25 protein-coding genes are annotated in these 26,031 nt (G+C 64.9%); 14 read left to right on the top strand and 11 right to left on the bottom strand.

Annotated features, from left to right (window positions below):
• Window positions 1–31 precede the first annotated feature (31 nt).
• Together JJT62_RS06640 and JJT62_RS06645 are read right to left on the bottom strand one after the other, a co-directional pair.
• Complete coding sequence (locus JJT62_RS06640; RefSeq protein ID WP_202071915.1) at window positions 32–1,243, bottom strand: MFS transporter; 1,212 nt, start codon at window positions 1,241–1,243, stop codon at window positions 32–34.
• Between the two features lie 140 nt (window positions 1,244–1,383).
• The gene (locus JJT62_RS06645) at window positions 1,384–1,596 is read right to left on the bottom strand and encodes a hypothetical protein (protein WP_202071916.1); all 213 of its coding nucleotides are present in this window, start codon (window positions 1,594–1,596) and stop codon (window positions 1,384–1,386) included.
• Window positions 1,597–2,035: 439 nt separating this feature from the next.
• Here JJT62_RS06645 and alr point away from each other — a divergent pair, with 439 nt between their 5' ends.
• Complete coding sequence (gene alr, locus JJT62_RS06650) at window positions 2,036–3,181, top strand: alanine racemase (RefSeq protein WP_202071917.1); 1,146 nt, start codon at window positions 2,036–2,038, stop codon at window positions 3,179–3,181.
• Window positions 3,182–3,249: 68 nt separating this feature from the next.
• Window positions 3,250–3,579, top strand: coding sequence for a hypothetical protein (locus JJT62_RS06655; protein WP_202071918.1), 330 nt, complete (start codon window positions 3,250–3,252; stop codon window positions 3,577–3,579).
• A gap of 7 nt (window positions 3,580–3,586) precedes the next feature.
• Here the strand turns inward: JJT62_RS06655 and JJT62_RS06660 are convergent, their stop codons facing one another.
• Both JJT62_RS06660 and infA read right to left on the bottom strand, forming a co-directional pair.
• A complete protein-coding gene (locus JJT62_RS06660) occupies window positions 3,587–4,225 on the bottom strand; it encodes a Maf-like protein (protein ID WP_165050130.1) in 639 nt (212 codons plus the stop codon).
• 25 nt (window positions 4,226–4,250) lie between these two features.
• Window positions 4,251–4,469 (bottom strand): translation initiation factor IF-1, encoded by a 219-nt coding sequence (gene infA, locus JJT62_RS06665; protein ID WP_016920926.1) that lies wholly within the window; start codon window positions 4,467–4,469, stop codon window positions 4,251–4,253.
• Window positions 4,470–4,943: 474 nt separating this feature from the next.
• Between infA and JJT62_RS06670 the strand changes: the two genes are divergently transcribed.
• On the top strand, window positions 4,944–6,248 hold the full coding sequence (locus tag JJT62_RS06670) for a hypothetical protein (protein WP_202071919.1): 1,305 nt from the start codon (window positions 4,944–4,946) through the stop codon (window positions 6,246–6,248).
• Window positions 6,249–6,257: 9 nt separating this feature from the next.
• Here the strand turns inward: JJT62_RS06670 and uvrB are convergent, their stop codons facing one another.
• Window positions 6,258–8,831 carry an excinuclease ABC subunit UvrB gene (gene uvrB, locus JJT62_RS06675; protein ID WP_202071920.1) on the bottom strand — a complete coding sequence of 858 codons (2,574 nt, stop codon included), beginning with the start codon at window positions 8,829–8,831 and terminating at the stop codon, window positions 6,258–6,260.
• Between the two features lie 143 nt (window positions 8,832–8,974).
• Between uvrB and JJT62_RS06680 the strand changes: the two genes are divergently transcribed.
• The 3 genes from JJT62_RS06680 (at window position 8,975) to JJT62_RS06690 (ending at window position 9,957) form a co-directional block, all read left to right on the top strand.
• Entirely contained in the window at window positions 8,975–9,169 is a 195-nt protein-coding gene (locus JJT62_RS06680; RefSeq protein WP_202071921.1) for a type II toxin-antitoxin system VapB family antitoxin, read from the top strand.
• Window positions 9,166–9,561, top strand: coding sequence for a PIN domain nuclease (locus tag JJT62_RS06685; protein ID WP_202071922.1), 396 nt, complete (start codon window positions 9,166–9,168; stop codon window positions 9,559–9,561). Before JJT62_RS06680 ends, JJT62_RS06685 begins: the two co-directional genes overlap by 4 nt.
• Window positions 9,562–9,669: 108 nt before the next feature.
• Entirely contained in the window at window positions 9,670–9,957 is a 288-nt protein-coding gene (locus JJT62_RS06690; RefSeq protein ID WP_202071923.1) for a hypothetical protein, read from the top strand.
• A 334-nt stretch (window positions 9,958–10,291) separates the two neighbouring features.
• On the opposite strand, the gene JJT62_RS06695 is transcribed toward JJT62_RS06690, so the two are convergent.
• The gene (locus JJT62_RS06695) at window positions 10,292–12,181 is read right to left on the bottom strand and encodes an ABC transporter ATP-binding protein/permease (protein ID WP_202071924.1); all 1,890 of its coding nucleotides are present in this window, start codon (window positions 12,179–12,181) and stop codon (window positions 10,292–10,294) included.
• Window positions 12,182–12,307: 126 nt separating this feature from the next.
• Here JJT62_RS06695 and JJT62_RS06700 point away from each other — a divergent pair, with 126 nt between their 5' ends.
• The 4 genes from JJT62_RS06700 (at window position 12,308) to JJT62_RS06715 (ending at window position 15,480) form a co-directional block, all read left to right on the top strand.
• On the top strand, window positions 12,308–12,904 hold the full coding sequence (locus JJT62_RS06700; protein WP_202071925.1) for a TIGR00730 family Rossman fold protein: 597 nt from the start codon (window positions 12,308–12,310) through the stop codon (window positions 12,902–12,904).
• A gap of 301 nt (window positions 12,905–13,205) precedes the next feature.
• Window positions 13,206–14,633: a protein adenylyltransferase SelO gene (locus JJT62_RS06705; protein WP_202071926.1), complete on the top strand. Its 1,428-nt coding sequence runs from the start codon at window positions 13,206–13,208 to the stop codon at window positions 14,631–14,633.
• A gap of 83 nt (window positions 14,634–14,716) precedes the next feature.
• A complete protein-coding gene (locus JJT62_RS06710; RefSeq protein ID WP_202071927.1) occupies window positions 14,717–14,935 on the top strand; it encodes a YdcH family protein in 219 nt (72 codons plus the stop codon).
• Between the two features lie 332 nt (window positions 14,936–15,267).
• Window positions 15,268–15,480 (top strand): hypothetical protein, encoded by a 213-nt coding sequence (locus JJT62_RS06715; RefSeq protein ID WP_202071928.1) that lies wholly within the window; start codon window positions 15,268–15,270, stop codon window positions 15,478–15,480.
• Between the two features lie 67 nt (window positions 15,481–15,547).
• Here the strand turns inward: JJT62_RS06715 and JJT62_RS06720 are convergent, their stop codons facing one another.
• The 3 genes from JJT62_RS06720 to JJT62_RS06730 form a co-directional block, all read right to left on the bottom strand.
• Window positions 15,548–16,435, bottom strand: a complete 888-nt coding sequence (locus JJT62_RS06720; protein WP_202071929.1) for an RNA polymerase factor sigma-32 — start codon at window positions 16,433–16,435, stop codon at window positions 15,548–15,550.
• Window positions 16,436–16,554: 119 nt separating this feature from the next.
• Window positions 16,555–18,024 (bottom strand): M48 family metalloprotease, encoded by a 1,470-nt coding sequence (locus JJT62_RS06725; protein WP_202071930.1) that lies wholly within the window; start codon window positions 18,022–18,024, stop codon window positions 16,555–16,557.
• Window positions 18,008–18,877: a thermonuclease family protein gene (locus JJT62_RS06730; RefSeq protein WP_202072038.1), complete on the bottom strand. Its 870-nt coding sequence runs from the start codon at window positions 18,875–18,877 to the stop codon at window positions 18,008–18,010. The genes JJT62_RS06725 and JJT62_RS06730 overlap by 17 nt, the downstream gene beginning before the upstream one ends.
• Before the next feature lie 142 nt (window positions 18,878–19,019).
• Here JJT62_RS06730 and ybgF point away from each other — a divergent pair, with 142 nt between their 5' ends.
• From ybgF to ftsH, 3 genes are all read left to right on the top strand, one after another.
• Entirely contained in the window at window positions 19,020–20,036 is a 1,017-nt protein-coding gene (gene ybgF / locus JJT62_RS06735; RefSeq protein WP_202071931.1) for a tol-pal system protein YbgF, read from the top strand.
• A gap of 13 nt (window positions 20,037–20,049) precedes the next feature.
• Window positions 20,050–21,033 (top strand): tRNA lysidine(34) synthetase TilS, encoded by a 984-nt coding sequence (gene tilS, locus JJT62_RS06740; protein WP_210340582.1) that lies wholly within the window; start codon window positions 20,050–20,052, stop codon window positions 21,031–21,033.
• 142 nt (window positions 21,034–21,175) lie between these two features.
• Window positions 21,176–23,095, top strand: a complete 1,920-nt coding sequence (gene ftsH, locus JJT62_RS06745) for an ATP-dependent zinc metalloprotease FtsH (RefSeq protein ID WP_202071932.1) — start codon at window positions 21,176–21,178, stop codon at window positions 23,093–23,095.
• 484 nt (window positions 23,096–23,579) lie between these two features.
• On the opposite strand, the gene JJT62_RS06750 is transcribed toward ftsH, so the two are convergent.
• Together JJT62_RS06750 and arsC are read right to left on the bottom strand one after the other, a co-directional pair.
• Window positions 23,580–23,855, bottom strand: a complete 276-nt coding sequence (locus JJT62_RS06750; protein ID WP_202071933.1) for a PilZ domain-containing protein — start codon at window positions 23,853–23,855, stop codon at window positions 23,580–23,582.
• Window positions 23,856–24,009: 154 nt separating this feature from the next.
• A complete protein-coding gene (gene arsC / locus JJT62_RS06755) occupies window positions 24,010–24,360 on the bottom strand; it encodes an arsenate reductase (glutaredoxin) (protein WP_202071934.1) in 351 nt (116 codons plus the stop codon).
• A 155-nt stretch (window positions 24,361–24,515) separates the two neighbouring features.
• On the opposite strand from arsC, the gene glmM reads away from it, so the two are divergent.
• The gene (gene glmM, locus JJT62_RS06760; RefSeq protein WP_202071935.1) at window positions 24,516–25,862 is read left to right on the top strand and encodes a phosphoglucosamine mutase; all 1,347 of its coding nucleotides are present in this window, start codon (window positions 24,516–24,518) and stop codon (window positions 25,860–25,862) included.
• Window positions 25,863–26,031: the final 169 nt, after the last annotated feature.

The following is a 26,031-nucleotide window of genomic DNA, read 5'->3' on the forward strand; positions in this document are numbered from 1 at the left end:
GCGCTCTCGCGCACTGGCTCGTTTCGGGTCGCTATTCGGCCGGAGCCGAAAGCGATCTGGACGCAATCAGAAGAACGCCGAGCGACAGCAGCGCGGCCCCGCCGCCGGCCGCAAAGGCGGCCCAGGGTCCGTAGACGTCCCAGAGCCAGCCGGCGAGAAGGCTCGCGACAAGAAGAGCCAGCCCGCCGGTAAGATTGAAGACGCCGAAGGCCGTGCCCCGGAGCGCGGCGGGAGCCGTATCGGCGACCAGAGCGGCGAAAAGCCCCTGAGTCAGGCCCATATGCAGACCCCAGAGGACGACGCCGCCCCAGACGAGCGGGAGATGTTCGGCGTAAGCCAAGGCGGCGTCGGCGCCGATCAGCATCACGAGGCCGGCTGCGAGCGGCGTGATCCGGTCGCCGCGATCGGAAAAGGCGCCGACGGGATAGGACGCGCCGGCATAGACGACATTCATTGCAACCAGCACCAGCGGGGCCAAAGCCTCCGGCAGGCCGACCGCCTGCGCCTTGAGAATCAGAAAGGCTTCCGAAAAGCGCGCCAGACTGAAGATGGAGGCAATCGCGACCACCAGCCAGAAACGCCCGCTCAAGCCCCGAATCTCGCTCCAATGGAGAGGAAAGCGCGCCGGGCGCTGGGGACGCGTCTCGGCTGGTTCGCTGACCCCGAAGGCGAGGACAGCCACGGCGAGAATGGCGGGAATGCAGGCCACCCAGAAGACGGCGCGGATGTCGTCCAGCGTCGCCCACATGACCAACACCGCGACGGCGGGCCCCAGAAAGGCGCCGACCGTGTCGAGCGACTGGCGCAGGCCGAAGGCCGCGCCGCGCAGTTCCGCCGGCGTGACGTCGGCGACGAGCGCGTCGCGCGGCGCGCCGCGAATCCCCTTCCCCACGCGGTCGATGAAACGCGCCGCCATCACCCAGTCGACATTGGGAGCCAGCGGAAACAGCGGCTTTGTCACCGCCGCGAGACCATAGCCCAGAATGGCGAGCAGCTTGCGGCTCGCGAACCAGTCGGACACGGCGCCCGAAAAAATCTTGACGACCGAGGCCGTCGCTTCGGCCACCCCCTCTATGGCGCCGACCTGGGCCATCGTGGCGCCCATCGTCCCCACCAGATAGATCGGCAGAAGCGCATGGATCATCTCGGACGAGAAATCCATGAGCAAAGAGACGACTCCCAACGCCCAGACGCTCGACGGAATAAGACGCAGCCGGCCGAATGGTATGGCGCCGTCGCTCATGAGTTAGCCTCGCATAACGCCAATTGGGGAGAAGAGCTCCGACGCGTTCGCGCGAGCTTAGCCTGCTTTCTGCCGGCATGGAATCGGGCGCGAGCTTAAGCCCATCGGCCCGAACGCTCCGCTCGCCGCGCCCGGAAAAATCACGCTGCGAAGAAACGCCGATTTTTGATTTCCAGCAGCACACGGACGCACTCCTGGCTTGCAACAAGCCTGTCCTGCGACCGCTGCATCTCTTTCAAGGTGAGAGTTATCTCCTCATAGCTCTGCCTGAGCTGCTCTTGAATTTTGAGGAGATCGGCCTGAGTCTCCAATATCTCTCGCTGGTTGGCGAGAATGAGTTGTTCCTTCGTCACCAAAAGCCCCCCAACTCGACGCCCCTAATATTTCGATCGAGCGGGAGACTCCCCGCTGGGTTCCCGACGCTCGCTCAAGCGAGCGTCGGGATTGACGCCCAACCAATCAAGCGGCTCTCGTAGGATTTTATAAGCGGGTCTCGCAGCGTTATTGCTTTTGCGCGGCCGTGCGGCGAATTGCGCGGGCGACCAAAAATCGGTTCGATGTTTCAGCTATTTCTGTCTGGATAAATATCTGGCTCACGCAGTGGAAACCTGGCCTGTAAGTCGAGCTCGAGATTGTCGCGGCCCCTGCCCATCGAATCAGGCGGCCAGCCGCGCCGAGAAAGCGCGCTCGTCGATGATCGGGAAACGTCGTGGCAGGCGCGGAATTATTATTCCCGCGCGCCGTCGCCAATGCGCCATGCGAACGCCGCGTTTCCTGAGATAAGATGGCCGTATGGGAATCATTTCGCCCACAGAACGTCTGCTGGCCTGCGCCGATCCGTCGGAGCCGGTGGAGAGCGGGCTATTGTCCGTCGATCTTTCGGCCTTGGTCGCGAACTGGCGCAAGCTCGCTTCAATGGCGGGAGCCTCCGAATGCGGGGCCGTCATCAAGGCTGACGGCTATGGCCTCGGCCAGGCGGCGGCGCTGCGCGCGCTCGCCGGCGCCGGGTGCCGGACCTTTTTCGTCGCCAATCTGATCGAAGGCGAGGCGGCGCGGGCGCTGGCGCCCAACGCGACCATCTATGTGCTCGACGGCGTCGCGCCGGGCTGCGCGCCGCGCCTCGCCGCGGCAGGGCTGCGGCCGGCGCTCGGCTCATTTGCGCAGCTCGAGGAATGGGCTGCGGCCGGCGTCACTCTCAGCCGCAAGCTGGAGGCGGCGCTTCATTTCGACACCGGCATGAACCGGCTGGGCTTCGCGCCGCAAGACGCCGGCGCAATCGCGTTGCGCGCCCAGGCGATCGCGCCGACCCTGGTGATGAGCCATTTCGTCAGCGCGCAGCTCCCGGCTTCGCCAATCAACGACCGGCAGATCGGCGATTTCCTCGCCGTCCGCGCGGCTTTCCCCGCTGTTCCGGCGTCGCTCGCCAATACCTCCGGCATCTTCCTGCCGCAGCGGCCGCATTTTGATCTGGTGCGCCCCGGCTATGGGCTCTATGGCGGCAATCCGACGCCCGGCGCGGAGAACCCAATGAAGCCTGTGGCGCGGCTTTGCGGGCGCATTATCTCGGCGCGCGACCTCGCCGCGGGCGAGACCGTCGGCTATGACGGCATATGGGCGGCCCCCCGCCCCTCCCGCGTTGCGACCGTCGGCGTCGGATATGCGGACGGACTGCCGGTCGCGGCCACGGCCGCACCCGGGAAGCCGGCAGGCGAGGCGATCGTCGGCGGCGTGCGCTGCCCCTTCGTCGGCCGCGTGTCGATGGATTACGTCGTGCTCGACGTGACCGATGCGCCTGAGGAGGCCGCGCGGCGCGGGGAGTGGGTCGAGCTGTTGGGTGAGACGATCAAGATCGAGGAGCTGGCCGCTCGGGCCGGAACGATCGGCTATGAGGTGCTGACCCGACTGGGACGGCGCTTCGCCCGGCGGTATATCGGATAGCGGAATGACAGCCGCCCATGGCCGCGCTAGGATCGGCGCTCGTCGAGGCCATTCCAGCAGGAAATCAAATGAGCGGCGAACCGGAAAATCTCGTATTGCAGTTGCTGCGCGACATGCGTGGCGAGATGTCGTCGATGCGGGGCGATATGGCTACCAAAGGGCAAATCGCCGAACTCCGCGCCGAGTTTAAAAGCGATATGCACTCACTGCGCGCCGACGTCGCTTCCGATCTCATGACGCTGGAAAAGAAACTCAGCGAGCAAATCACCGGCCTGCGCCGCTCGGTGATCGAATATCATTCCTCGATCATCGGCCATGGCGTGCTGATCACGGAGCTCGAAGAGCGCGTGCGCCGCCTCGAACAGCATTTGAAGCTGCCCCCGCACGACGCGCATTGAGACGAGGTTACGCCTTGGCGAACCAGGGCTGCAGCACCGGATACCCTTCGCCCGCGAGCAGCGACACGGTCTCGTAAAGCGGCAGGCCGACGACCGCCGTATAAGAGCCGACAAGCTTCACCACGAAAGTCCCGGCAAGGCCCTGTATCGCATAGCCGCCCGCCTTGCCGCGCCATTCGCCGGAGGCGAGATAGCCGTCGATCTCCATCGAGGACAGCCGCTTGAAACGCAGTCGCGCCTCGACTAGCCGCTTGCGCTCGAAGCCGCGCGGGGTGATCAGGCTCACCGCCGTATAGACGCGGTGCTGGCGGCCGGAGAGAAGCTGCAGGCACTCCTCCGCCTCCTCGGCCGTCTCGGGCTTGGGCAGGGTGCGGCGCCCCACGGACACGACCGTATCGGCGGCGATGAGATAGGATTGCTTCAGATCGTCATGCGCCGCCCGAACCTTCGCCGAGGCGGCCGCCTTCTCGCTCGCGAGGCGGATCGCCAGAGCGCGGGGCGACTCGCCCTTGTGCGGCGTCTCGTCGATATCGGCCGGCAGAAGCGCGTCGGCCTCCAGCCCCGCCTGCTGCAGGAGCGCGAGACGGCGCGGCGACGCCGAAGCGAGAATGAGCTTCGACTTGGGAGCGGCGGGTTCGGCTGTCATTTAAAGCGGCTCCGCCGGAAAGGGATTAGCGGAAACGATAGGTGATTCGGCCCTTGGTGAGGTCGTAGGGCGTCATTTCGACGAGCACCTTGTCGCCCTCGAGCACGCGGATGCGATTCTTGCGCATCTTGCCGGCGGTGTGAGCGATAATCTCGTGGTCGTTTTCGAGCTTTACCCGAAACATTGCGCTGGGCAGCAGTTCGGTGACGATTCCTGGGAATTCGAGCAGTTCTTCCTTGGCCATGTGGTTCCTTGAGTGGCGCCTCCCGACTGGAGAAGACAGTTAGCGCGGCAAAGCAAAAATGCCGCAGCGCCCGGGACGGACGGCGGATTGGCGCGGACCCTAATCGAGAAAGACGAATTTGTGAACCGGAGAGTTCTGCCGGGGCGCCGAACGGTGGAAACCACCTTCCCTTTCGCGGGACGACCGGGTAAAAACCGCCCGTAGCGTCACCGCAGCGTTTTTAGCCCGAAGACGCCTCTTAGCGGGGAAAACCCGCCATTGGTTGTAATTCACGTGGGCCCAGCTTCACCCCGCTGTTGGAGTGGCAAGCTTTCAACGATTTAACCCAAAGAATTTCCTATGGCCGTGCAGTTAATTCTGAATATCTTACCTAAACTTGACGGTGCCTCGATCGAATCTACCAGATTACGAGCCATCCTCCTACTCAGCTTTGTCTTTGCAAGCGTTGTCGGGGCCATCGGAAGAGACGTAACGATGGGTTTCGACGAAATGGCGCACATCTCTTATATTGCGCACATTCAGTCGACGGGCGACGCTTGGCCGCGATTAGAGTCGCTGCGGCTGCTCGATTCGCGCACTTTTCAGTTCACCGATTCGGCGAGCTATCTCAGTCATCCGCCAACCTATTATTTTGCGCTCGCGCAACTCGGCCCAACGATCGAGGGCAATCCCGGCTCGGTGCTCGGCTTGAGGCTCCTGAACGTCCTGATCGCGACGATCGGCGTTAGCGCCCTCGTCCGCCTCGGCGCATCGCTCGAGCTTTCCCGCATCGAGGAATACGCCTGGATCGTTCCTCTTCTTCTCGCTCCCGTGTTTATGCCGCTCGCGGGCTCCGTCAACGCCGACAATCTCGCGATCGCCTCCGGCTCCGTCGCCGTTTTTGCGCTCCATCGCCTAGCGACGACCCAACAATCGCATTGGCTACTCATCGCGACTGCCGCCATGATCTCTGCTGGTTTCGCAAAGCTCACGGGATTTATCATGGTCGGCGGACTCGTCGCTGGCGTCCTCGCCGTCATGGTTTGGCGGCAAAGCTGCCAGCGTTGGTGGCTGCCCGTGGCGGCCGCGGCTGCGCTCGTCGGAGGCGCCCCTTATCTCGTGTTTTTTGCGCAATATGGCTCACCCGCCCCGGCCTCCCCGGGTCAGATCGGATTGCTGACCAATCCTCTGCCCTTCGACGAGCTAACGAAAGGCGCGACAACCACGCTCTCTTTCCCCGCCTATGCCGTCGCCTTTGCCAAAGCCTTCATCAGGGAATGGGAGCCTGTCGCTACGGAGCGGACGCCTCTGCAAATTGCGACGCTCGCGGCCCCGGTTTTCGCCCTCATATGCGCGCTCGCAGGCGCAAGAAGCGCGGCGGCGCGCCTATGGCGCAACGCCCCCTCGTCAACAGATATTCTCGTCGTCGTGGGGCTCGCCGTCGCTTTTATAACAGCGACAATTCATATGGTTTTCAGCTATCGCCACCATATCGAATACGCCTTCGTCAATGGCGTTCCGACCTACTCTTACTCGCCAGACGCCTATCCGAGATATTACATGCCTCTCGGCGCGATCGTTCCCTTGGCCTGTCTCTTGGTACTGGCGTCGTTGCGCAAGTCGCGGCTGCACACAGCATTTGCGTCGGCGCTCATCGCCGCCCCGATCGCAATGATTCTTTTGGGTTCGCCGAGCGAGGCGCAATATGCGGCTCTGATGGAGAAGAAGCATGGACTCGATATTTATCGAGTCCACGTCACGGACATCTCCAAGGAGGCCCAATCCTCGTCTCCCCCTTAGCCGCCCCGCCTACTTCGGCTTCCCCTTCAGCGTCCGCGTCCCGGGCTTGCCGCCGCTCGACCGCCCGGCCGGACGCGCCGGCGGCATGCGGCCCACTGGCCGCGCTTCGCCGCCGCCGAAATTATGGGGGCCCATGTCGGCGTCGGTCGGTTTGCGCGCTCGGGTCGCGAGTCCCTCGCCATCGCACGGCGCCCCTGCCCGCGCCTGACGCGAGAGCGAGATCCGCAGCATCGGGCTCGCTTCGGCGAGCAGATCGGCCTTTTGCAGCCGCTGGATTTCGTCGCGCAGCCGCGCCGCCTCCTCGAAGGCGAGATCGGCTGCCGCCTCCTTCATGCGCTTTTCGAGATCGGCGATCGTCATCGCGAGATTATGGCCGGGCGCGATGTCATAACCCGTATCGACAGTGACATGATCCTGCTCGGCCACGCTGCCGAGAATGTCGGCGATGCCGCGCTTGATCGACGCCGGCGTGATGTTGTTTTCGAGGTTGTAGGCCACCTGCTTGGCGCGGCGCCGATCGGTCTCGTCCATCGCGCGCTTCATCGAGCCGGTGATGTGATCGGCGTAGAGAATCACGCGGCCATCGACATTGCGCGCGGCGCGGCCGATGGTCTGCACCAGCGAGGTCTCGCTGCGCAGGAAGCCTTCCTTGTCGGCGTCGAGGATTGCGACGAGGCCGCATTCGGGAATATCCAAGCCCTCGCGCAGCAGGTTGATGCCCACCAGCACGTCGAAGGCGCCGAGGCGCAGGTCGCGGATGATCTCGATGCGCTCCAGCGTATCAATGTCGCTGTGCATGTAGCGCACGCGCACGCCGCTCTCATGCAGATATTCGGTGAGGTCTTCGGCCATGCGCTTTGTCAGCACAGTGACGAGCGTGCGATAGCCGATGTCGCTGGTGGCGCGCACCTCGTCGAGAAGATCGTCGACCTGCGTGCGCGCCGAACGTATCTCCACTGGCGGATCGATGAGGCCCGTCGGGCGAATGACCTGCTCGACGAAGACGCCGCCGGTCTGCTCCAGCTCCCAATTGCCGGGCGTCGCCGAGACGCTCACCGTCTGCGGGCGCATCGCGTCCCACTCCTCGAAGCGCAGCGGACGATTATCCATGCAGGACGGCAGCCGGAAGCCATACTCGGCGAGCGTCGCCTTGCGGCGGAAGTCGCCCTTGTACATCGCGCCAATCTGCGGGATCGAGACATGGCTTTCGTCGGCGAACACAAGCGCATTGTCCGGCAGATATTCGAACAGCGTCGGCGGCGGCTCGCCGGGCTTGCGGCCGGTGAGATAGCGCGAATAATTCTCGATGCCGGCGCAGGCGCCTGTCGCCTCCATCATTTCGAGATCGAAACGCGTGCGCTGCTCCAGCCTTTGCGCTTCCAGCAAACGGCCGGAACGATTCAACTCGTCGAGACGGTGCTTCAGCTCGTCCTTGATGGCCTTGATGGATTGCAGCAGCGTCGGGCGCGGCGTGACATAGTGCGAATTGGCGTAGACCTTCACGAATTCGAGATCGACCGTCTTCTTGCCGGTGAGCGGATCGAATTCGGAGATCGACTCCACCTCGTCGCCGAAAAAGGAAATGCGCCAGGCGCGATCCTCATAGTGGGCCGGGAAAATATCGATCGTGTCGCCGCGCACGCGGAACGTGCCGCGCGTAAAATCCGCCTGCACGCGGCGGTAATGCAGCGCCACAAGATCCGTCACCAGTTGCTTCGGCTCCAGCTTCTCGCCGAGCTGCACCGAAAAGGTCATGGCCGTATAGGTTTCGACCGAGCCGATGCCGTAGATGCAAGACACCGAGGCGACGATGATGACGTCGTCGCGCTCGAGCAGCGCGCGCGTCGCGGCGTGGCGCATGCGGTCGATCTGCTCGTTCACGCTCGACTCTTTCTCGATGTAAGTGTCGGAGCGCGGCACATAGGCCTCGGGCTGGTAGTAGTCGTAGTAAGAGACGAAATATTCGACGGCGTTGTTGGGGAAGAAGCTCTTGAACTCGCCGTAAAGCTGCGCCGCCAGCGTCTTATTGGGCGCAAGGATCAGCGCCGGGCGCTGCGTCGCGGAGATGACGCTGGCCATGGTGAAGGTCTTGCCCGAGCCGGTGACGCCGAGCAGCACCTGATCGCGCTCATTGGCTTGAATGCCTTTCACCAGCTCGTCGATGGCCGCCGGCTGGTCGCCCTTGGGCGTATATTCGGAGACGAGCTCGAATTTGACGCCGCCCTCGGATTTCGCCGGCCGCTCGGGACGGTGCGGAACCCAGGGCTTTGTGTCGCGCAGATTGGGATCGCCAAGGCGCAGCAGCTCGGCGAGCGAGTCAGAGGTAGCCTGCACGCCCCCGCCGGACGGCGGCTGGGGGCCCAGAAACCACTTCTGGACCTCCTCGTCGTCGACCGGCGCGCCATCCGCGTCATAGGCCGCCTGCCCCATATCGCTGAAGCCGGGCGCTAGCGCCGGATTGAGCAATTGCGCCAGATGCGGCGCAAGCGGCGCCAGCTCGGGCTTTGACGCCTTGGCGCGGGTGGGCCGCGCGGGGTCTTTCTTGGGGGCGGTTTTCTTGGGTTTCTCGGGAGACGTCGCCATGGCGGCAATATGGGGGGTGTGGCGGCGGGATGGAAGCGGAGTTGTGGGCTATCGGCGCCGGCGTTTTGCGCCGTTATGTGAGGCCGCTCTTGCGGGCCCGAGAGGGCCTGCTAAGATGTGTATTACAAGAGCGGATTATACACATGCGGACCAACATCGTCATCGACGACGCCCTGATGAAGGAAACGCTCGAGGCCACCGGCCTGAAGTCCAAGCGCGAGGCGGTCGATCTGGCCTTACGCACGCTGCTCCGGCTCGAACGCCAGAAGGAGATTAAGCGCTTTCGCGGCAAGCTTGATTGGCGCGGCGATCTCGACGCCATGCGGACCGACAAATGATCCTCGTCGATTCCAGCGTGTGGATCGATTATTTCCGCGGCGCCGAGACCCCGCAGGCCCAGCGTCTCGACTGGCTTCTCGGCGAGGAGCCAATCGCCACCGGCGATCTCATCCTGACGGAAGTCCTCCAGGGCTTCGATAAGGAGCGCGATTTCGCCCAGGCGCAGAAGCTCCTCACGTCCTTGACGATCGTCGGGCTCGGCGGGCGTGAGATCGCTATTCGCGCTGCGCAGAACTACCGGAAGCTGCGCACCATGGGCGTGACCACGCGCAAGACAATCGACACGATTATCGCCACGCGCTGCATCGAGAGCGACTTGCCCCTGCTTTACAGCGACCGCGACTTCGATCCCTTCGTCGAGAGGCTGGGCCTGCGCTCCGCCATGCGGTGACCCTCCCGCGCCGCAACAACGATAGTTTGACCTACATCACGGCGGGGGCTTTACAATTCTGTCGCATATGCCGCAAACTCGGCCTTTAAACGCCGGAGACTCAAGCGGATGACCGACAAATCGAGCCTCGCCACGCTTTTCGCCGACACGCTCGCTTTGAGCGTCGCCGCGAATGCGGTCATCGCGGTCAGGCTGACGAAAATGGCGCTCGGCGCGGTCGATCCCAAGCATGAGAGCAGTCTGATGGTCTCCGAGAAGATCGACGCCGCCGCCGAGGCGACTTTCGCGGCGGCGCGGGCGGTGGCTATGGGCCAGGCCCATCACGCGGCCGGCCGCGCCGTGGCGGTCTACAAGCGCAAGGTGGATCGCAATTTGCGTCGGCTGACGGGCGGCTGATTTTGGGCGCGCCGCAAGGCGCGCGATCCCGGGGGCGACGGGGTCGCGCCGCCCCTCTCTTTTAACCGGAGAGGGGCGGCGCGTAATCAATATGGCTGCGCCCTCGTCATGGCCGGGCTCGTCCCGGCCATCCACGCCGCGCAAACGCGGCTATGCTGGGCAGTCGCCAGAACCGAGTCCGGATTACGCGTCTTGTTGGGCTGCGCCCCTCGGCGTGGGTGGCCGGGACGAGCCCGGCCATGACGGCTCCCAAGATGGGTGGCTCCCCTTAGCCGTAAAAGGAAGGGATCGGCGCCAAGCAACCGCGCCACTCGCGCGCGGCCCCCCGCCCCCCCTACTCCGCCTCGGCCTCTTCCCGTTCCGTCTCCAGCAGCTTGGCGCGCGCCTCGGCGGCCTCGCGCTGGCGGTTCCACATGGCGGCGTATTGGCCGCCACGCTCCAGCAGCTCCGCGTGCCGGCCGCGCTCGACGATGCGGCCGTGGTCGAGGAAGAGGATCTCGTCGGCCTCCACCACCGTCGACAGGCGGTGCGCGATCACCAGCGTGGTGCGGCCCTTGGCGACGCGGCGCAGCGCCTCCTGGATTTCGTGCTCGGTGAAACTGTCGAGCGCCGAGGTCGCCTCGTCGAGGATGAGGATCGGCGGCCCTTTCAGGATCGTGCGGGCGATGGCGACGCGCTGCTTCTCGCCGCCGGAAAGCTTCAGCCCGCGCTCACCCACCTGCGCCTCATAGCCGCCCGGCACGCTGCGGATGAAATCGTCGATCTGCGCCAGACTCGCGGCCTCGCGCACCTCTTCGTCGCTCGCGTCCCAGCGGCCATAGCGGATGTTGTAGCCGATGGTGTCGTTGAACAGCACCGTATCCTGCGGCACCATGCCGATCGCCGCGCGCAGGCTCGCTTGCGTCACATCGAGGATGTTCTGCCCGTCGATGGTGATGCGCCCGCCCTGCGGCTCGTAGAAGCGGAACATCAGCCGCGAGATGGTCGATTTGCCGGCGCCTGAAGGCCCGACGATGGCGATGGTCTGGCCGGGCTCGGCCTCGAAGCTCACGCCCTTCAGGATCGGCCGGTCGGGATCATAATGAAAGCGCACGTCGTCGAAGACGACGCGGCCTTCGCGCACCACCAGCGGCTCGGCGTCGGGCTTATCTGAAATCTCCGGATGCTGCGAGAGGATCGAGAACATGGTCTCGATGTCGATGATCGCCTGACGCACCTCGCGATAAAAAGTGCCCATGAAGTGCAAGGGCTGCGAGAGTTGTATCATCATCGCGTTGATCAGCACGAAATCGCCGACCGTGTTGCGCCCCTCGCGAATGCCATAGACGCACATCACCATCATCACGGTGAGGCCGACAATGTAGATCCCCGTCTGCCCGGCGTTGAGAACGGCGAGCGAGACATAGGAATGCGTCGACGCCTTCTCGTAATGGATCATGGATTTGTCGTAGCGCGCCGCCTCGCGCGCTTCCGCCGAGAAATATTTGACCGTCTCGTAATTGAGCAGGCTGTCGATTGCCTTTTGATTGGCGTCCGTATCGCTCTCGTTCATCTGGCGGCGGATGGCGATGCGCCAATTGGTGGCGAGCGTCGTATAAGCGAAATAGGCGGCGAGGGTGAGAATGAGCACGCCGCCATAGCGCCAGTCGAATTGATAGAGAAACACGCCGAGCACCAGCGCCATTTCGAGCGCCGTCGGCGCGCCGGTCGACATGACGAGGCGCGAGAGCGTTTCGATGGCGTTGCGGCCGCGCTCCAGCACGCGCGTGAGGCCGCCAGTCTTGCGGCCGATGTGAAAGCGCAACGACAATTCATGCATATGGACGAAAAGGTCGGTTGCGAGACGCCGCACGGCGTGCATGGCGACCGCGGCGAAAACGCCATCGCGCGTCTGCATGAGAATGACCGAGACAATGCGGATAGCGCCCATCAGCAGGGTAAAGCCCACAGCCCCCGCGCCCAGCGCAGGAAGCGCATCTGCTCCGCTTTCCGCCAGCGCGTCCGTGGCCCATTTGAAGGCATAGGGGGTGAGCGCGTTGAACAGCTTGCTGACGACAAGCAGCAGAAACACCAAAGCGACGCGCCGCTCCAGATCGCGCCTTCCGCGCGGCCAGATATAGGGCCACAGGCGGGGGATGGTGGCGAAAAGCGAGGCTTCGGAAAGGGAAGCGTCTTGCGGATCGGGCGGCTGAGCGCCCGAGACGCGCTGACCAATTCTGAGCATTCGAGGTCCGGTGATGGATGAAAGGGCGCCTCGGCGGCGAGGCCTGGGCGTCATATAAGACCTTTAGCCTCTTCGCGCACCCCGCTTGACGGGCGAGGCGAAGGCGCCAGTTGACGGAAGAGAGTTATGCAGAAAATCAAAAACATATGCGTCTACTGCGGCTCTGCTGAGGGGGACGACCCGCGCTACGCCGTCGCTGCGGAAACTTTCGGGCGCACGCTCGCCAGAGCCGGCATCGGGCTCGTCTTCGGCGGCGGCTCCTGCGGTCTGATGGGCGTGGTGGCGCGCTCGACGCTGAACGCCGGCGGCCGCGTGACCGGCATCATCCCGGGCTTCCTCGACGAACGCGAGATCGCCCTGCAGGGCATGACGGAGCTGATCGTCGTCGACGACATGCATACGCGAAAGCGGCTGATGTTCGAAAAGTCCGACGCTTTCGTGGCGCTGCCCGGCGGCGTCGGGACGCTCGAGGAGCTCACCGAGCAGCTCACCTGGATTCAGCTCGGGCGCCACACCAAGCCGCTCGTGATCGCCGACATCGCGGGATTCTGGCGGCCGCTGCTGACGCTCTTCGCCCATATGCACAATGCGGGCTTCATCCGCGAAGGATATGACGTGCGCTACGCTGTGGCCGAGCGTGTGGAGGACATTCTGCCGATGATCGCGTCGACGGCGCGCCGCACGCCCCAGATCGAAGAGACGGCGGTGACGGAGAGGATGTGACGCCGTAATCCGGACTTGGACCGCGCGCCTTCAGGCGCGCATCAAAGCGCGCGCAGATTGTTGACAAACCTCCGAGGCGGCCTCGTCCTTCGAGACGCGAGCGTCGCTCGCTCCTCAGGATGAGGCCTAAGTGTTTGGCACAGTTTCAGAAGCTCCTCATGCCGAGGAGCCTGCGCAGCAGGCGTCTCGAAGCATGTGGGGCGTTACCGGCGCTTTGTCAGAGCGCGCCTGAAGGCGCGCGGTCCGTGTTATGGCGCAAGCCTTGCTCCGTGGTCGCACGCGCCCCAGAAGAGACCCACAAATGCCCGTCACAGCCGCCTACCGCCCCGAAGCCCTGCACGAGAGCCTGGGCGATCCTTTTTTCGACCGCGTCGACGCCGCCCAATTCCCGCAGACGATCCTGCGCTTCCGTAATCAGCGCTGGGCGGCGCGCGTCGGCCTCGACGGGCTGACCGACGACGAATGGGTTGCGCATTTCGGCCGTTTCGAGCCCCTGCCCGGCAGCTTGGCGCAGCCGCTCGCGCTGCGCTACCACGGCCATCAATTCCGCGTGTACAACACCGAGCTCGGCGACGGACGCGGCTTTCTCTTCGCGCAATTGCGCGACGTCGCCGACAGGCGCCTGCTCGATCTCGGCACCAAGGGCAGCGGCCAGACTCCCTGGTCGCGGCGCGGCGACGGGCGCCTCACGCTCAAGGGCGGCGTGCGCGAAATTCTGGCGACCGAAATGCTGGAAGCGCTCGGCGTCGACACCTCGAAAACCTTCAGCCTCATCGAAACGGGCGAGGCGCTCCAGCGCGGCGACGAGCCCTCGCCGACCCGTTCGAGCGTGCTCGTCCGGCTCTCGCATTCGCACATCCGCATCGGCACCTTCCAGCGGCTCGCCTATCATGATGACAAAGGCGCGATCGATCGGCTGCTCGATTACGTCTGCGCCCATTATTTCCCTGCGCTCGCCGACCTTTCCGGCCAGGCCAAGGCGCGCGCTTTTTTCGAGACGGTCGTCGCGCGCGTCGCCAAGCTCGGCGCCGGCTATATGTCGGCGGGTTTCGTTCATGGCGTGCTCAATTCCGACAATATCAACGTCACCGGCGAGAGCTTCGACTACGGACCCTGGCGCTTCGCCCCGAGTTACGATCCGCAATTCACCGCCGCTTATTTCGACGAAAGCGGACTCTATTCCTTCGGCCGTCAGCCCTCGGCGCTGAGCTGGAATCTTGCGCGCCTCGCCGAATGCCTGCTGCATCTGACCGGGCTGGAGTTCGCCCAACGCACGCTCGACAGTTTCGCGGGCGCTATCCAGAAGGAATTTCGCGCCATCCTGCTGCGCCGCCTGGCGCTCGCTCCCGCGGGAGAAGACGCCGACGCCCGGCTGGCGAAAGCCTTCACCGACTTTCTGATCGCCTCCCGCGCGCCATTCGAGCAGACGTTTTTCGATTGGCGCGGCGGGCTTGCGAGCAGCGAACGGGCAAAGGCGAGCCCTTCCGCGGCCTTCTACGACACGCCGGAGTTCTCGCCCGTCCGCGCGGCTTTCGCCGAACATGAGGCGATGGCCGACGCGCGGCTCGACCATCCTTATTTCCGCCTCTCGGCGCCCTGCGCCATGCTCATCGACGAGGTCGAGTCGATCTGGGCGGCGATCGCCGAAAGCGACGACTGGTCGTTGCTGCGCGCCAAAATCGCGCAGATCGGCGAGATGCGCGAGGCCTATGGCTTTGCCTCGGCCTAGAGCGTTTTCTTCTTGAACGCCCCTTGTGTGCGGCGCGATAATCCGCACGATTCTAGACGCTTTGCGGGGCCAGTGTTGCGGCGATGAATGACAATGCCAGCAAGGCGGAGCAGGACGCGATCCGCGCCGAAATCGAGCGCCTGCGCCTCGAACACCATGACCTCGAAGCGGCGATCGACGCGCTGATCGCCGTAGGCCCGCCCGACCAGTTGCAAATTCAGCGGCTCAAGAAGCGCAAGCTGGTTCTGCGCGACCGCATCGCCTTCCTCGAGGACCAGCTCACCCCCGACATCATCGCCTGACGCCACTTCCGTTTGAATAGCTTGCATGGGGACGTGTCATTCCCGGCGGGCTAAAGTCCGACTGGTTTTGCTCAGAGCCGTCATTGCGAGCGAAGCGAAGCAATCCAGAGCAGCGATGCGGCGCTGGATTGCTTCGTCGGCTCCGCCTCCTCGCAATGACGGCGGTAATTCCGATCGCTCGCTTTGCGAGCGTGGGGAATGACGTCGAACCAATTAAAGCGGATCCCATATGGAGACGGCACACGGCTTGAAGCCCAGCCATCAGCGGCGCTCCCTTGTCTCTTTTCGAGACGGAAGCGAGCCGCTCTTGGTCAAACCTGGGAAATTAAGCCATGTCTCGTTTCAGTCTTTCGATTAATGATTCCTACCGGCGCCCAGTAGCAGCCGATCGCTATGGTCGGAGCATCCGGCGTGTGGAAGGCGTCCACGTCATCGGCGAAAGCCAGCTCCTTCCGCTCCTGGTCAAAGTCGCCCTGGCGCTCGCCCTTCTCGCCGCGGCGACCACGTCCATCGCCGTCTGGCGCCTCTTCGCCTTCCCGCATTGACGCGCAAACAATCATCCCCGGCTGGGCGAAAGCCCAGCCGGGGATGGGATTTCTCATCGCTCGCGCGCTAGGCCATCGGCGACGCCGCATCCTCCGGCGCATCGTCGTCCTTCAGCCGCGAGAGCGCGCGGCGCAGCTTCGTCAGGGCGCGGCTTTCGATCTGGCGCACGCGCTCCTTCGAGATGCCCAGCTTGTCGCCCAGCGTTTCGAGGGTCACGAGATTTTCGGTCAGACGGCGCTCCTGCACGATCCGCAGCTCACGCTCCGAGAGGATCGCGAGCGCATCGCGCAGCCAGCGGGCGCGGCGGTCCGAGTCGAGCGTCTGCTCGACCACCTCGTCGGGGAGCGGCGCGTCGTCGACAAGGAAATCCATGCGCTGAGCGGAGCCCGCCGACTCGTCGTCGACGAGCTGCGCATTGAGCGACACGTCGGAGCCGGAGAGACGCGAGTCCATCATCTCGACATCGGCGACCGACACGCCCAGCGTCTCGGCGATGCTCTCATAGGCGTCGCCCGCCGTGGCGGCTCCCGGCTCCCGCGACAGGCGGGCGCGCAGGCGGCGCAGGTTGAAGAAGAGCGCCTTCTGCGTCGAACTCGTGCCGCCGCGCACGATCGACCAATTGCGCAGGACATAGTCCTGGATCGAGGCGCGGATCCACCATGTGGCGTAGGTCGAGAAGCGCACGTCGCGCTCCGGCGCGAAACGCGCGGCCGCTTCGAGAAGCCCGACATGGCCTTCCTGCACCAGATCGGCGATCGGCAGGCCGTAGTGGCGGAATTTCGCCGAAATGGCGATGACGAGCCGCATATGGGCGGCTGTGAGCTTGTGCAGCGCCACGGGGTCCCCATGGTCGCGCCAGGCGACCGCGAGCCCCCTCTCCTCTTCCCTTTCGAGGAATGGGGCGTCCGCCGCCGCCTTCATAAGTTCTCTGCCAAGACCGGGAAGATACGCCATGGTCAAATCTCCACAGCGCGCTATCTCTCGGGCATCATTTCGCGAGATATCCGCGCATTTTGAACAACTCTAGGCGTTCAACACGCGGCGCCCCGGTCCTGTTCCCCCAGGAGCGGCGATCACTCCGTTACGATTTTGTAACGTTCTCCGGCCACAACCGGCTCGCTTTCGTCCAAACCATTGAGCAATCTGAAATATTCGAGCGGGCGGTTGGGCGTCGTCATCCGCGCCGCAAGGCTTTCCGCCGTATCCGCGGTCCCGGCCGTGACGATGGAGAGCTTGAGCCCATGCGCCTCGCGCGCCTCCTCCGGCGTGATCCGCCGGAAAGTCGCAATCGAGTCCATGAATTCCTTCTCCGCCTGGTCGGTGAGAGCCCTGGCGGCGAATATCAAGCGGTAGAGATATTCGCCGGATTGGATCACGGCGAGGCGGAAGTTCCACTCCCCGGCGCGCGCCACGGCGGTGACCGCCGGCAGGCCGTTGACGTCGATCTTCCGCACGCTGGACGGCAGCAGACCATCCACCCAGCCGGACGCCACATAGGCCTCTAAGCTCTCGGATGGCGGATTACGGACCGTATCGAGCCGCAGCGCCTCATTATCGGCCTGCCGGACGCCGAAGACCGCCTCGCTGGAATTCTCCAGCAGGAAGCCCTCGGGCGCCGCAAAGGCGAAGCGCAGGCGCGGATGGGTGAATTTCCGATCTCGGACGAAGCCCTCCATCGGATCGTCGCCGAAAGCCACGCCGTTGATCGCCGCGAGATAGCCGGCCCGGTCGCGGTTCCCGATGCCCGGCGCGCCGATCTGTCGGGCGACTGTAATGGCGCGCGTCACGCGCTCGGGGGTGGAAGGGTGGGTCGAAGTGATGTCGAAGCCGGAATCTTTCCGCTTCCCGTAAAGCGCCGCGCGCAGCTCGGACGAGCGGCCGAGCGCCGTCAGGAAGCGCGCCGCGCCGTAAGGGTCGAAGCCCGCCCGGGCGATCACCCTGACGCCGGTTTCGTCGGCGTCGATCTCCTGCTGGCGGGAGAAGCTCGCCACCGACAGGCGCTGCTTCGAGCGCTCTTCCTCGCCCTTTTGCCGGCTCTGGATCACGGTCGCCGCCTGTGAGATCAGCGCCGCCTCGCGCTCCTTTTCGGCGCGCAGCGCGCTGTGGCGCAGCGTGACATGGCCGATTTCATGCGCCATGACCGCCGCCGCCTCGGAGGCGTCGCCGGCAAGCGCCAGGAGCCCGCGCGTGACGTAAAGATTGCCCGAGGGCAGCGCGAAGGCGTTGACGACCGGCGTGTTGAGGATCGTCACCTTATAGGCGGTCTGACCGGGCGTCTCGCTGGCCTGCGCGAGCTTGACGAGAATATCGTTGAGATAATGTTCGGCGGCGACGGCCTGATATTCGCCGCCAAATTGCGCGAGCAGCTCCTTGTGCTGGACCGAGGAGCGGTTATCCGTCTTGGAGAGCGCCGGCCGCGTGGGCGGGGTCGGCGTGGGCCCGAAGAGCTGGCCCTGCCGCTCGAGCTCGGCGCAATTGGCGAGCGCGACCGCGCAAGCGACGGCCAGGGCCGCCCGCCTCAGGAGGTCACGGCGTCGCGTCAAGGATTTCGATCTCGGCGGGCGTTGAAATCGCCATACGCGGCCCAAAGCCTGTCTCAATAAGTCCTCGCACGCGCGCCCGCCGCCCGATCAGCTTTGGGGGTTCGATTCCCGATGCGGCAAGAATAGCCAAATCGCGCCGCGAAATCACGACCGAGAAATCGTCGAACCGTTTTTTACTGAAATTCAAATAGATAGCGCCAGCACTTTGGCCGACGCCGTGGATTTTGCCCTCGACGATCGCCATTCCCTTGCGGTGCAGCAACGCCGCGCCGCTCTCTTTGGCGCCGGCGTCGATCGGGCGCATCTCCGGATCGGCCCAGAGACCTCGCGATGCATCGCGCGCCGGGGCCTCGGCCGTAAGATAAGCCCGAGCGCAGGGCGCGGCGGGCGGATCGGGCCGGAAACGCGCGAGGCCCTCCTCCAGCAGCGCCGCCCCGACCGAGACGAGCGGCGCCTCGGCCCCTGCCCCGCTCGCGGCGAAGACCCGGGCTGGAAAGCGGCCCCAGCGATCCGCCGCGCCGGCAAAGGCGCCGAGAAAGATGTCTTTGCCGGTGAGCCATTCTGATAGCCGCTTATGCGCCGCGGCGCGACGCGCGCGGACGTCCTTGGCGGGCGGCCCCGGGAATTCGAGCCCTGCGAGCGCGGCGCGGCGGCCGTCGTCGAGGAGAAGGTCGAAGTCCTCGTCGACCAAAGCGACGGTTGCGGGCGTCGCGTTTTCGAGCGAGCAGGCGCCGGATTCGGGGGCCGGCGGGAGCGCCCAGGCGCGCGGCACAAGAAAAACGACGCAGAACGCCGCCGCCGCGCATGGCGGAGAAAAGGCGAAGCGGCGACGGCCGCTGACGTTCTGTTTCATAAGCCTCATGGCGCCAGATTAGCTTACGCTCGAACAACGGCAACGCCCGCCGCAATTACGCCCAAAGAGGGTCTATGATGCGGCGCCAGAAAGCCAGCTCCGCCGGCTTTCAGCGCGGCCGTTTCACCCCCATATCTCGCCCATGATCTCTCGCATCGCCCTTTTCGCCGTCCTCTTTCTCAGCGCGGGCGCCGCGCGCGCCTATGATCCCTTTGGGCCGGCGCGGCCGGAGTCGGACCTCACCCTTGCGCAGGGCTACAACCGCCCGCCCGCCGACATCGATCTGCCGCCCGGCGAGATCGACACTGGCGCCGCCGAGCCAGGCTCGCTGGTTACGCGGATCGATCGGCTCGAACGCGACATTCGCCGCCTGACCGGCCAAAACGAAGAGCTGCAGCACAAGGTGCAATTGCTGGAGGAGCAACTACGCGCCGCCAAGGAGGCCGCGCCGCGTCCCGCCGACCCCACCGCAACGCATCCCGCCGCCGCGCTCCCGCCCGTCGCCGGGGCGCCGAGCCCGGCGACGACAGGCATGCGCCGCAGCGACGCTTTCGATCCGGCGAATGATCCTTCTGCGCCCGGCGCGCCCAAGCCGCTCGGGACGACCACGCCTTCCGCGCCCCTCGCCAATCCGCCAAAGACCGTGGCGGGCTCGGTCAGCAGCGCGCCGCCGGTGCGCGAAGCCGGGCAGCCGCTCGACATCGCCCATGGGCGCCTCGTCGGCGACCAGCCCTCGACCTTGCCCGAAATCGCGCCCGCTCCCCCGGCCGCCCCACCCGGCCCCAAGGAGGAATATGAAGAGGCGGTGGCGACGCTCAAGGCCGGCAAGTTCGAAGCGGCGGAGAAATCGCTGGAATCTTTTCTCTCCAAAAACCCCAAGAGCAAATTCGCCCCTGCGGCGACCTTCAATCTCGGGGAGAGCTTCTTCCTGCGCGGACGCCATCGTGAGGCGGCCGAGAAATATCTCGAGATTTCGCAGAAATATGGGCAGTCGGCGCAGGCGCCGGACGCTCTGCTGCGGCTCGGCCAATCGCTCGGCGCCATGGGCGCGAAGGAACAGGCTTGCGCCTCCTTCGGCGAGATCGGCATGAAATATCCGGGCTCGGCGCCGCGCATTCGAGACGCGGCGCAGCGGGAAAGCAAGAAGCTGCAATGCTGACGCGCGGCCGCCCTTGACCTTGGATAAAGCTGCCGGCGCCTTCGCGCTGCTGGCGCCCTATGAGAGGCTGCTGCTCGCCGTGTCCGGAGGGCCGGATTCCATCGCGCTGATGCTGCTGTGCGCGCAATGGCCGGAGCGCGCGTCCCATGAGATTGCAGTGGCGACGGTCGACCACGGCCTTCGCGCCGACGCCCGCGCGGAAGCCGAACAGGTTGGCGAATGGGCCCGGACTCTCGGCTTTGCGCATCATCTCTTGAGCTGGGAGGGCGAAAAGCCCCAGACCCGCATTCAGGAGCGCGCCAGAGCCGCGCGCTACGCCCTGCTCGCCGATTGCGCCAAGACCGTCAGCGCCGGCGCCATTGTGACGGCGCATCACGCCGACGACCAAGCGGAAACGATTTTGTTTCGCCTGACGCGCGGCTCGGGCGTCTCGGGACTGGCGGGGATGGCGCCGCGATCGAACACGCATGGCGCCCCGCTTCTGCGCCCGCTACTGGGCTTTACCAAGTCCGAGCTGGTCGAGATATGCGAGAACGCCGGCCATCGCTTTTTCTCCGATCCCTCGAACGCCAACGAAGCCTACACCCGCGCCCGGCTGCGCAAGCTCATGCCGCTGCTTGCGGAACAGGGGCTCGATCGGACGGCGCTTCTGCGCCTGGGCGAACGCGCCGCCCGCGCCGAGGCCGCGCTCGCCTCCTGCGCCGCCGCCGCTCATGAGCGCGCGCTCACGGAAACTGCCCCGGCGCTCGCCGGTTTCGATGCGGGCGCTCTCACGGCGCTGCCGCTCGACATCCTGCAACGCCTCCTGGCGCGCGAGATCGCAAGGCTCGCGCCGCAGGCGCAACTACGCCTCGACAGGCTGGAGCGGGCGGCCGATCGGCTCTCCCGGGCGCTTCGCGAAAAGGCGCCACTTCGGCTCACCATCGCCGATCTTCTGATCGAATCGGACGGTAACAACGTCACCTTGCGGCCGGCGCCGCCCAGGCGTTCCGCCTAGGCCGGAACCGTAAAGACGCTCGACCTTTACGGGGCCTCCCTTGGCAAGAAACATGGGCGCGCCTAGATTAATTCGAACTTGGGAAGCGCGTCCCTCTCGGGGGAATCCACCCGCGCGAGGCGCTCCCGTCACGGATAACCAAATGAACGCAAACTTCAGGAACCTCGCCTTGTGGGCCATCATCGGCCTGCTGGTGGTGGCGCTCGTCATGCTGTTTCAGCAGCCCGGCCAGCGCACGCCGATCCGGGACATCTCCTTCAGCGAGCTGCTGACGCAGATCGATCAGGGCCGCGTTCATGACGTGACCATCGCCGGAAACGAGGTCGCGGGCCATTTCAACGACAATCGGCCCTTCACGACCTATATCCCGAACGAAGCCAACATCATTCCGCGCCTTCAGCAGCATAATGTCTCGATCAGCGCCAAGCCGCTTTCCGACGGCTCGAGCTGGTTGATGACGCTGCTGTTGAACGCGCTGCCCCTGGTCGCTTTCCTGGGCGTGTGGATTTTCCTCTCCCGCCAGATGCAAGGCGGCGCCGGCCGGGCCATGGGCTTCGGCAAATCCAAGGCCAAGCTCCTCACCGAGTCTCAGGGCCGCGTCACCTTCGAGGACGTCGCCGGCGTCGACGAGGCCAAGGAAGATTTGCAGGAGATCGTCGAGTTTCTGCGCGATCCGGGCAAGTTCCAGCGGCTCGGCGGACGCATCCCGCGCGGCGTGCTGCTCGTCGGCCCGCCCGGCACGGGTAAGACGCTGCTCGCCCGCGCCATCGCCGGCGAAGCGGGCGTGCCCTTCTTCTCGATCTCGGGCTCCGACTTCGTCGAAATGTTCGTGGGCGTCGGCGCGAGCCGCGTGCGCGACATGTTCGAGCAGGCCAAGAAAAACGCGCCCTGCATCATCTTCGTCGACGAAATCGACGCGGTCGGCCGCCATCGCGGCGCCGGCCTTGGCGGCGGCAACGACGAGCGCGAGCAGACCTTGAACCAGTTGCTCGTCGAGATGGACGGCTTCGAGGCCAATGAGGGGATCATCCTCATCGCCGCCACCAACCGCCCGGACGTGCTCGACCCGGCGCTGATGCGTCCCGGCCGCTTCGACCGCCAGATCCAGGTGCCGAACCCGGACTTCATCGGCCGCGAGAAGATCCTCAAGGTCCACGCCCGCAAGGTGCCGCTGGCGCCGGACGTCGACCTCAAGGTGGTGGCGCGCGGCACGCCGGGCTTCTCGGGCGCCGATCTCATGAACCTCGTCAACGAGGCGGCGCTGCTTGCGGCGCGGCGCTCGAAGCGCATCGTCACGAACCAGGAGTTCGAGGACGCGCGCGACAAGATCATGATGGGCGCGGAGCGCCGCACCCTGTCGATGACCGAGGAGGAGAAGAAGCTCACGGCCTATCACGAGGGCGGCCATGCGCTGGTGCAGCTCACCGTTCCCGGCGCGATGCCGATCCACAAGGCGACGATCATCCCGCGCGGCCGTGCGCTGGGCATGGTGCAGGGCCTCCCCGAGCGCGATCAGGTCTCGCAGACCTTCGAGCAGCTTACGGCGATGCTGGCCATCGCCATGGGCGGCCGCGTGGCGGAGGAGCTGGTGTTCGGCCACGACAAGGTGACGTCGGGCGCGGCCTCGGACATTCAGCAGTGCACGCGAGTGGCGCGCGCGATGATCACGCAGCTCGGCTTCTCCGATAAGCTCGGCACGGTGGCTTACGCCGAGCCGCAGCAGGAGCAGTTCCTGGGCTATTCGCTCGGGCGCCAGCAGAGCCTGTCGGAGCAGACGCAGCAGACGATCGACGCGGAAGTGCGGCGTCTGGTGCAGGAGGCTTACGACAAGGCGACGCAGATCATGACCGAGAAGCGCGCGCAGCTCGACATGCTGGCCAATGGCCTCTTGGAGTTCGAGACGCTGACGGGCGAGGAGATGAAGGGTCTACTCACCGGCAAGCGCCCCGTGCGCGAGGACACGAGCGCCCCGACGCCGCAGCCCCCGCGCGGCTCGGCTGTGCCCACGACCGGGCAGAAGCCGGAGCCGGATGTCGGCGGACTGTCGCCCAACCCGGTCTAAGATAAAAAGGCCCGGCGAGATTCTCGCCGGGCCTCTGAGAAAGTGGCGGTGACGCCCCTCGCGCTTCGAGACGCCTGCTGCGCAGGCTCCTCAGCATGAGGGGCTTCTGCTTCTGCACCAAACACTTAGGCCTCATCCTGAGGAGCGAGCGACGCTCGCGTCTCGAAGGACGGGGCCGCCTCGGAGGTTTGTTAACAAACTGAGGGCCCGGCGAGACGTCGCCGGGCCTTTTCCTTTGAGCGCCGAAGTGTTCATACGAGATCCGCTCGATTAGTTCGGCGTCATCGCCGGACGCGCTGCAGTTTGGACATAGAACTCCGTCATTGCGAGGAGGCGGAGCCGACGAAGCAATCCAGGGCCGCATCGCCGCCCCTGGATTGCTTCGCTTCGCTCGCAATGACGGGTTCCCCAGCGCTTTTGCCGGTCGGGCTTTTGCCCCCGGGAATGACAAGCGCCAGTGCGAGCTGTTCAAACGGAAATGGCGTCAAACCCTTCCCGGCCGCAATGTCACGACATTGGCGAAGAAGCGGACGCCGATATCGCGCTCCTGCCGCCATACGGCGCGCGCCGTGCGCCGCTCTTCGGACTTGTCGATCACAAGATCGAAGACATCCGGGAGCGCAATCTGTTGGTCGCATTGCACGCGCGCGCCCCCCTCGCTGAGGTTGCGGACGACGCAGTCGAATGTCGATCGCTCGAAAAACTCGATCCGCCCTCCCAGCAAAGTGCGCCGTCGCAAAGATGTCCGCCGCTCTTCCATCAATTCATCCTCTCAAATCACGAGTGGCCCAGAGTGAAACGAAGGCGGCCTCGTCGGAATCCGACAAAAAGACGCCTACGTCACCTTAGCGGCTCCTCGGGAGGGAGAGAGCGAAAGACTTTCTTAACCCTAACGGCCCTTAACGATCCTTGGCTTACCCGATCAGCTCCTGCACTGTCTCCGCCGGACGGCAGAGCGCCGCCCTCTCGCCGAAGAGGACAATCGGCCGCTCGATGAGGATCGGATTTTTCTCGATCGCGGCAAAAATCTCGTCCTCCGACACGGCAGGATTATCGAGGCCAAGCTCCTCATAAGGCGTTCCGCGCTTGCGGAGAATGTCGCGCACGCTCTTGCCCATGCGTTTCAGCAGCCCTTGCAAGGTCTTTCGATCCGGCGGCGTCTTGAGATATTCGACGACCTCGGGCTCGTGCCCGGCCTCGCGCAGAGCGGCGAGGACTTTGCGCGACGTGCCGCAGGAAGGGTTGTGGTAAATAACGACCCGCATTCAAGCATCCTTCTCGAAGTCAAGAGCGACCTAAATTTACCTGATGGTCCAAATTGTGGAATACCGTTGAATACGGTATCGGGCAGAATGTTTTGGCCACATCGAAGCCCAACTTTGCGTGACCTTGTGCGCTTATCCCACGAAAAGGAATACAGATGGCGCGTCATTATTTCGGAACGGACGGCATTCGCGGCCTCGCCAACGTCAAAATAACGCCCGAACTGGCGCTCAAGGTCGGACAAGCGGCCGGCCTCATTTTCCAGCGCGGCGAGGGCCGCCATCGGGTGGTCATCGGCAAGGACACAAGGCTCTCCGGCTATATGATCGAATATGCGCTGGTCGCCGGCTTCGCCTCGGTCGGCATGGATACGCTGCTGCTCGGCCCGATGCCGACGCCCGCCGTCGCCATGCTCACCCGCTCCATGCGCGCCGATGTCGGCGTGATGATCTCCGCCTCGCACAATTCCTTCGAGGACAATGGCATCAAGCTCTTCGGGCCGGACGGGCACAAGCTCTCCGATGAGATCGAGAGCGAGATCGAAACGCTCCTCGACAGCGATCTCGGCCGCAAGCTCGCGGCGTCCACCCAGCTCGGCCGCGCCCGCCGCATCGACGATGCGCGGGCGCGCTACATCGAATTCGCCAAACACACGCTGCCGCGCAATCTGAGCCTCGAAGGCCTGCGCGTCGTGGTCGATTGCGCCAATGGCGCGGCTTACAAGGTCGCCCCCGAAGCGCTTTGGGAGCTGGGCGCCGAAGTGATCTCGATCGGCGTCGAGCCGGACGGCTTCAATATCAACCGCGACGTCGGCTCCACCTCCCCGCAGGCGCTGCGCGAGAAGGTGCGCGAATTGCGCGCCGACGTCGGGATTGCGCTCGACGGCGACGCCGACCGCGTGATCCTCGTCGACGAAACCGGCGCCGTGATCGACGGCGATCAGGTGATGGCCGTCGTCGCTAGAAGCTGGCGCGACCAGGGGCTGCTCGCAAAGCCCGGCATCGTCGCGACGATCATGTCCAATCTGGGCCTCGAGCGCCATCTCGGCGCCATGGGGCTGACATTGGAGCGCACCGCCGTCGGCGACCGCTATGTGATCGAACGCATGCGCAAGGAGGGCTACAATGTCGGCGGCGAACAGTCGGGGCATGTGATCCTCTCCGATTATTCGACGACCGGCGACGGACTTGTGACCGCCATGCAGGTGCTCGCCGAGGTCAAGCGCAAGAACCGGCGCGTGAGCGAAATCTGCCATTGTTTCGAGCCCTTGCCGCAGGTGCTCAAGAATGTCCGCGCGCAGAAGGTGATGCTCGAGAAGAAGTCGGTCGTCGTCGCGATCGACTCGGCGCGCGCGCGGCTCGGCAACGCCGGACGCCTCATCGTGCGGCCCTCCGGCACGGAGCCGGTCATCCGCGTCATGGCCGAGGGCGACGATCGCGATCTCGTCGAGACGCTCGTCGCGCAGGTTTGCGACGCGCTGAAGGAGCCGGCGGAAGCGGCCTGAGAGAAAAAGCGGGCGCGGGGCGTGGGAGACGCCCCGCGCCGCCTTTCAAAAGCCGTTATGCTTTACAGAATTAGCCAAACTGCCGGTATTTTGGGTTAAGTGGTAAGGTTAACTCGCCTTTAAGCGGTTTCGGTCATGTTTACGCCCGATGGCTACGCGCCACGGGTCC

The sequence above is a fragment of the Methylocystis sp. Sn-Cys genome, assembly GCF_016745395.1.
Lineage (GTDB): Bacteria > Pseudomonadota > Alphaproteobacteria > Rhizobiales > Beijerinckiaceae > Methylocystis > Methylocystis iwaonis.